The sequence below is a fragment of the Xanthovirga aplysinae genome, assembly GCF_009711365.1.
GTDB classification, from domain to species: domain Bacteria; phylum Bacteroidota; class Bacteroidia; order Cytophagales; family Cyclobacteriaceae; genus Xanthovirga; species Xanthovirga aplysinae.
Genome location: NZ_SMMB01001078.1, coordinates 1 through 7,661 on the forward strand (window position 1 = coordinate 1; position 7,661 = coordinate 7,661).

Below are 7,661 nucleotides of genomic sequence, written 5' to 3' on the forward strand. Positions count from 1 at the left end.
CCACCTTTTACACTGCCTCCATCTAATTCTTAGAAGAACAAATATCAAAAAAAAGCATTTAAAAAAATGCAAACTATTAGACAAAAACGAAATCCAATTGTATTTGTTTGAAGATTATGGCTAAAAATTGGGGAAATACTCCAATACTAAAACCTTCATTTCCCTTTGGTAAAGAAATTTATAAGTTTGTCTTTAAAATCCCCACAAAATTCACTTACAATGGGTTTTAATTTTCCTTCAAGAAAAAAATGGCTTCACTAGTAATCGAATTTCCAATCTCCATCTTTTTACCTTTATATAGTTGTTATTATTGAAAGTCCTACCTAAAAGACTTGTACCCTCCTTCAACCCCCCTCTTAGAAAGCACTATTTGCCACAATTGATCCTTTCTACTTTGAAAAATAGCTGCAAATGACAAAAGGTAAAACTTCCACATTCTATAAAACCGTTGGTCATATTTACCTTTAATCATATGCCAGTTACTTTCAAAGTTTTTGAACCAAGCCATTAATGTTTTATAATAGTAATATCCAAAATTATGCCAGTCTTCCATCACAAATAAACCCTCTATAGCCTTGCCAATTTGGCTAATGGAGGGTAGCATTCCATTAGGGAAAATATACTTATCCACCCATGGTTCTATTGATTTCATTGTAATGGGGCTTCCCATTGTATGCAAGAGAAAAAGTCCATTTTCCTTCAAATTTTTCTCCACAACCTCCATAAATTGCCTAAAGTTCTTGAACCCCACCGCTTCAAACATCCCAACACTTACAATCTTATCAAATTTACCATATTCAATAAAATGCCTATAATCCCTATTAACAAAGTTAACAGGCAATCCTTTACAAAAATCTTTGGCAAAACTTAACTGTTCCTTAGAAATGCTTACCCCTGTTACCTCACAACCATAATGTTCAGACATAAATTTGGCCAATCCACCAAAACCACAACCTATATCTAATACTTTATCACCCGGCTTTAAATAGAGTTTTTTGCAAATTAGTTCAAGTTTATTAATCTGAGCCTTTCCCAAGTCTTCGGTATCCTTAAAATAGGCACATGTATATTGGCGATAGGGATCTAAAAATGTAAAAAAAAGGTCATTACCTAAATCATAATGTTCCAGAATCACTTTTTTTGAACGCTTGGGCGACTGCATATTAAATAGCAATTCTCTAAAATATAAACGCACATCAGCCCATTTGAACCGAAATTTACGATCAATTTGAAGTCGAAATACACGGGTAATTAATTCTTCTAATTTATCACATTCCCACCATCCGTCCATATATGACTCACCCACAGCCAAGGATCCTTTGGTTAACACCCTTTGATAAACCCTAACATCATTCACTTTAATATCCCAGGGTCTATCCCCATTGATCTCGACATCTGCCGGAGCTAATAACCTTTCAAGTGCAGCTTTTGCTGTTGATACACTCATAATTCTCTCAAAATTAAGTTAGTTATTAAGCCCATAAGGCCTAAATTTCAGAGGTGTTTTTACTATGATAATACAATTTTAAAAAGGCAAATGCAAACAAAACAAATCAACTTTTAGGTTTTCTGAATGCTCCCTGAGATAATAGGACACTGATATAAAAAAAGCTGATCTAAATTGATGATTCTTAATTGAATAGCAGTAATCACGTCTTTGATTTACCCCACTTTAGAAGAAAAAGAAGGAGAATAACTTTAAGAACTTTCAGCCTAACAAACAAAAAAACCGGCCCTAAAAGGCCGGTTTAATAAAGTTAATATAAGTAAATAAATATCTATCTAAGTAAATGTTCCTTCATTAGCCCAAATATGGTTTTAAAGCTTTACTCCTAGAAGTATGTCGTAACCTTCGGATAGCTTTCTCTTTAATTTGTCGTACCCTTTCCCTGGTTAGATTAAACTTCTCTCCAATTTCCTCCAGCGTCATCGAATGCTCTCCATTAAGTCCAAAGTAAAGAGTGATTACATCCGCCTCCCGTTGAGTTAGTGTCGACAAGGCTCTTTGAACTTCTTTTCTCAAAGAGTCATTCATTAACTCTTGGTCTGGCTTCTCTTCTGTATCATTCTCTAATACATCCAACAAACTGTTTTCCTCCCCTTGAACAAATGGAGCATCCATAGAAACGTGTCGACCAGATATTTTCATGGTGTCCACCACCTCTGAAGTTGACACTTCCAACACCTCCGCTAATTCATCGGGAGAAGGCTCACGCTCATATTTTTGCTCCAGATCAGAAAATGTTTTGGAGATCTTGTTTAATGACCCCACACGGTTTAAAGGCAAACGCACAATCCTCGACTGTTCAGCCAAGGCTTGTAAGATTGATTGACGAATCCACCACACGGCATATGAGATAAACTTAAACCCCCTGGTTTCGTCAAATCGCTGAGCAGCTTTAATTAATCCCAAATTACCTTCATTAATCAAGTCACCAAGAGACAAGCCTTGGTTTTGGTATTGTTTAGCTACAGAAACAACAAAACGTAAATTAGCCTTTGTCAACTTCTCCAACGCCATCTGATCTCCCTCCCGGATCCTTTTGGCTAACACTACTTCCTCATCGGGAGTAAGTAAATCCACCTTACCGATTTCCTGTAAATATTTATCTAAGGATTGACTTTCCCTGTTAGTAATTTGTTTGCTAATCTTGAGTTGTCTCATTCAATTCCAAAGTTTTTAAATCTTAGTACTATAAAAAGTCAACCCATGCCTTCAGGCCGGATGTTCTTCTCAATTCTGCTGTTTAAAACGAACAAAACCATTTTTATTATGGCTTTACCCGCAAAAAAACTGTCAATAAAAATCTAGCGGTTCGATTTCTCTGGCTTAGGAAGTAAAACCTTTCTAGAGAGTCTGAATTTACCAGATTTTTTATCGATTTCAGTTAATTTCACTTTCACTTCTTCACCAACTTCAAGTACCCCTTCAAGGTTTTCTAAACGTTCCCATTTTATTTCTGAAATATGAAGAAGACCATCCTTTCCAGGCATAAATTCAACAAACGCACCGAATGGCATTATGGATTTAACGACTCCATCGTAAACTGCCCCTACTTCCGGTACAGCCACAATATTTTTGATACGTTTTACGGCTATATCCATAGAGTTTTGATCCGTAGCAAAAATATTTACTAATCCACCACTTTCTACTTCTTCAATAATTACTGTAGCTCCTGACTGTTGCTGGATTTCCTGCACTACTTTTCCACCAGGACCGATTACTGCCCCAATTTGTTCTCTTTCAATCTTAATGGTAACGGATCGTGGTGCATTAGGTTTCAACTCGGCCCGAGGTTGGCTAAGCGTCTTTTTCATTTCATTCAAAATGTGTAGTCTTCCTTCCCTTGCCTGTGTCAAAGCTTCTTTCAACACATCATAAGAAAGGCCTTCTACCTTAATATCCATTTGACATGCAGTAATACCCTGCTCAGTACCTGTCACTTTGAAGTCCATATCACCAAGGTGATCTTCATCCCCCAAAATATCTGAAAGAATAGCGTATTGTCCAGACTTGCTCTCAGAAATCATTCCCATTGCAATCCCTGAAACAGGCTTCTTAATTTGAATTCCTGCATCCATTAAAGCTAAAGCTCCGGCACAAACGGTAGCCATTGAAGAAGAGCCATTGGATTCTAAAATATCAGACACAACCCGAATAGTATAAGGGTTTTCTTCATCTGAAGGAAGCACTTGCTTTAATGCTCTTTGTGCTAAATTCCCATGTCCCACTTCTCTTCGGCCTGGACCACGATTTGGTCGTACCTCTCCAGTAGAAAAACCAGGAAAATTATAATGAAGAAGGAACCTTGATGAACTTAAGCCTTTTGCTTTGTCAATCATTTGTTCATCCAACTTGGTCCCCAAAGTTACAGAAGTCAAAGATTGAGTTTCACCTCTTGTAAAAATTGCTGATCCATGGGCTGTAGGCAAATAATTTGTTTCGGACCAAATTGGTCGGACCTCTGTCAAATGACGGCCATCCAGTCTCTTTCTTTCATTCAAAACAAGATTTCGGCAAGCCTCCTTTTTAATATCTTTAAAATATGTACTCACCAAGGCTAAGTCCACTTCATGATCTTCTGGCAAAGAATCAATATACTCTTGTTTAACAGCCTCGAAAGCTTCTCCTCTTTTCTTCTTATCTGCGTTTTGCTGTAAAGCTGCTGCATAAAGCTTTTCATAAAACAATTTATGGAGTTCTTCCCTTAGGGTCTCATCATGTATCTCATGCTCGTAAGTTCGTTTTTCTGTCTTACCCAGTTCTTGAGTAAGCTCCATCTGAACCTTACATTGCTCCTTTATAGCTTCATGAGCTACTTTAATCCCCTCCAACATTTCTTCTTCGGAAGCTTCCTCAAGCTCTCCTTCAACCATTAAGATATTGTCATAAGAAGCCGCTACAATCAAATCAATTGAAGCTTCCTCCATCTGGTCAGGAGTTGGGTTAACGATATAATCACCTCCTAATTTGATTACCCTAACTTCAGAAATCGGTCCATTAAATGGAATATCTGACACGGACAGGGCCGAAGAGGCTGCAAATGCTGCCAGTGCATCCGGCTCAACATTTTTGTCTAAAGAAATAAGTTGAATATTAACTTGTGTATCTGCATGGTAATCATCCGGAAATAATGGTCGGATAGCACGATCTACCAAACGACTAATTAACACCTCGTAATCTGACAATCTACCTTCTCTTTTGAGAAATCCACCAGGGATTCTTCCAGCTGCAGCGAACTTTTCCTGATAATCTACAGAAAGAGGAAGAAAATCTGTCCCCTCCTTAGCCTCTGGACTGGAAACTACCGTTGCCAACAACATAGCATCTCCCATTCTTACCACTACTGAACCATCGGCCTGCTTGGCTAATTTCCCTGTTTCAATAGTTATTTTACGACCATCTTTTAATTCGACAGTTTTGGTTATAACATTAGGTAGCATATAATAAATTTAATTTCGAATTAAGAATTACGAATGTTAAAAAAATCATCCGTAATTAAGGTATAATATTTTTATGAAAATTTAAAATCAATCAATGGTAAGTCATCTTCAATTGCAGAAGAGTGAATATCGCAAGTCAAAAGGGAACTCTTTTAAAATCTATAAACAATACCACTTTCCCCAAAGCCCGCTCTTAAAAACCAGTAAATTTATATCTCCTTTACTTAAGTTTAATTATAAATCCAGACCTAAACAATTGAAATCCAAATTTAAAAGCAACAAAAGAGGGAATTCAAAATTTGAATCCCCTCTTTCCAAGAAAGTTTAAATTTACTTTCTAATATTTAACTCTTTGATAATTGCTCTATATCTCTCGATCTCTTTCTTCGCCAGATAATCTAACAATCTTCTTCGCTTACCAACCAATTTCAAAAGCCCAAGACGAGTTGCGTGGTCTTTTTTGTGAACTTTCAAATGCTCTGTAAGGTGGTTAATTCGGTGAGTAAACAACGCAATCTGAGACTCTGGAGATCCAGTATCTGTCTTAGATTTTAACCGACCATGATTCGCGAACAACTCTTGTTTCTTTTCCTTGTCTAAATACATGCTTAGTCAAAATAATGATGAACAACTATATTTGAAAGGGCAAAGGTACAATTCACAAACAAAAATACCAAGAATTCACAGACAATTATACTTTTGATCACTTTTTCCTAGTAGAAAGAAACCTTTTTTTCAACTTCATAAATAGTACCGCATAAAAATCCGCTTCAAACACTCTGGCATCCTTTCTTGCCTGATTCAAGAAGAATAAACCAAAGGGTAATAATACCACATTTGCCATCCATATTCCTACTAAGGGCTGAACCACTCCCTCTCTACTCCATTTTTCCCCTGTCGTTAAGAACACATAAAAAAGGATAAAAAATAAAATGGAAACTAAAACCGGCATTCCTAAACCTCCCTTTTTAATAATTGCCCCTAAAGGAGCTCCAATCAAAAACATTACCAGACAAGAAACGGCCATCGCATATTTTTTGTAAATCTCATTTTCAAACACATTTATATCACGTAAATTTTTCTTCACCTGATTGGCTTGTACCTGAATATTCCCCTTCACATATTTTGCTTGATTAAGAGCTGTCTTAAGAGCTTTCTTTACTAGCTTATCCTTCCCTAATTCGACACCTACTTCCGCAATTTTATCAGGGTCCAAACCTGCAACTCTAGTCTCCAACTCCATTTGCTTCTCAAGCTTTGCATCCCCGGGTTTCCTTCTGGTCTTTTCTATTTTTTTAGGTTTTTTGTTTCCCTCAGGAAGGACTACTTTCGGCTTACCTACCTTGTTCTTGACAGGAACCACCTGTTCTTTGGACTTAGTTGATTGGTCCACTTTTTGATCTACTCCCGGTTTTTGTTCAGCTAAAAAAGCATTCCTCACACTATCCCTGACAAACTTTTGCTTACGGTAAGTTTCTTTCAAATCCATAAGTCGCTTTGGCGCACTCATTTCCTCTTTCAAATGGTACGTATGATACCTCCCATTATTTCCATAATTGGCCACTAACAGATTCACCTTTTTACTACTAAGAGAATCCAAATCTGAGTGCAATTCATCTATATTTCTCATCAATCGATTAGTCCGAAACAAATCTTCATCCGTTTCATTCATATCGAAAGATTCCATGCTAAAAATCATCTCATTTTTATCAAACCTATAACGAGAGTATTGATCAGGTTTATTCGATTTACTATTCCCCGTTCCACTTCCCTTTGAATAACGATTCCCATTATACATTACAATTCTAAGATAACGGTCATTATTAAACGATTCCATTCTACCGGAATCAGCCAGGATCACGGTTGTGTTTCCATTTTGCCCCGAATGATCATAAATAATCATATCTCTTAACAGACCATTATCCTCCTTCTTATTCACCTTTATACTATATCCAGGAAGACCATTATAAAAACTTCCTTCCTTCAAACTTAAAGTGGGCTTAGTCTTTTTAACATCGTACAGCAGGCTATAGGCTTTTAAATTAGCCTTCGGAACTACATAATTATTAAAATAAAAGGCTGCAAGAGTTAACAATACAACAAAGCTAAAGATCGGCTGCATGGCTCTCAACAAAGAAATTCCTGCACCTTTTATGGCCGTTAATTCAAAGTGTTCCCCCAAATTACCAAAAGTCATCAAAGATGATAACAAAACAGCCAAAGGCAAGGCCATAGGTGTTACACTCACACTAAAATAACCAAGAAGTTCTGCAAACACATCCATTCCCAACCCTTTACCAATAAAGTCCTCAAAGTACCTCATCAGTGCTTGCAATAGCAAAATAAAGATCACCACCAGTAAGGTTAGGATAAAAGGACCAATAAAAGCCTTTAGAATTAATTTGTCTAGTTTTTTCATATAAAGTATTTCCTTGCTAACTGGTTTATTTCTCATTTAATAAGACAAATAAAATAAACCAAAAGGGAACTGCAGCAAAATCACCCATCTACTGCTTAATCTTCTTTGTACACAATCTAAAAACCAGCGAATTTAATGCCATTTCAAAGAAGGGGAACGACTTCCTTTTAAAAAAATTATTTAAAAAACTAACTGAAAGCCCTCCCCTTAATTTCAGCCAATTTTTCAAAAAAGCTATTCTGTTTCTTCAATTAAAGCAAAATAGACAAAAAATATCCGCTTATCAAAGAAAAGAAAG

At 36.6% G+C, this 7,661-nt stretch carries 5 protein-coding genes; all 5 read right to left on the bottom strand.

The window, feature by feature from the left end; genetic code table 11:
* Positions 1-319: 319 nt before the first annotated feature.
* The 5 genes from cfa to E1171_RS12225 all read right to left on the bottom strand — a co-directional run bounded on the left by cfa (position 320) and on the right by E1171_RS12225 (position 7,363).
* Entirely contained in the window at positions 320-1,447 is a 1,128-nt protein-coding gene (gene cfa / locus E1171_RS12205; protein ID WP_155206287.1) for a cyclopropane fatty acyl phospholipid synthase, read from the bottom strand.
* A gap of 354 nt (positions 1,448-1,801) precedes the next feature.
* A complete protein-coding gene (locus E1171_RS12210) occupies positions 1,802-2,665 on the bottom strand; it encodes a sigma-70 family RNA polymerase sigma factor (RefSeq protein WP_155206288.1) in 864 nt (287 codons plus the stop codon).
* Positions 2,666-2,808: 143 nt separating this feature from the next.
* A complete protein-coding gene (pnp, locus tag E1171_RS12215; protein ID WP_155206289.1) occupies positions 2,809-4,944 on the bottom strand; it encodes a polyribonucleotide nucleotidyltransferase in 2,136 nt (711 codons plus the stop codon).
* Positions 4,945-5,274: 330 nt separating this feature from the next.
* A complete protein-coding gene (rpsO, locus tag E1171_RS12220) occupies positions 5,275-5,550 on the bottom strand; it encodes a 30S ribosomal protein S15 (RefSeq protein WP_155206290.1) in 276 nt (91 codons plus the stop codon).
* Between the two features lie 97 nt (positions 5,551-5,647).
* A complete protein-coding gene (locus E1171_RS12225; RefSeq protein WP_155206291.1) occupies positions 5,648-7,363 on the bottom strand; it encodes an LptF/LptG family permease in 1,716 nt (571 codons plus the stop codon).
* Between the last annotated feature and the right edge of the window lie 298 nt (positions 7,364-7,661).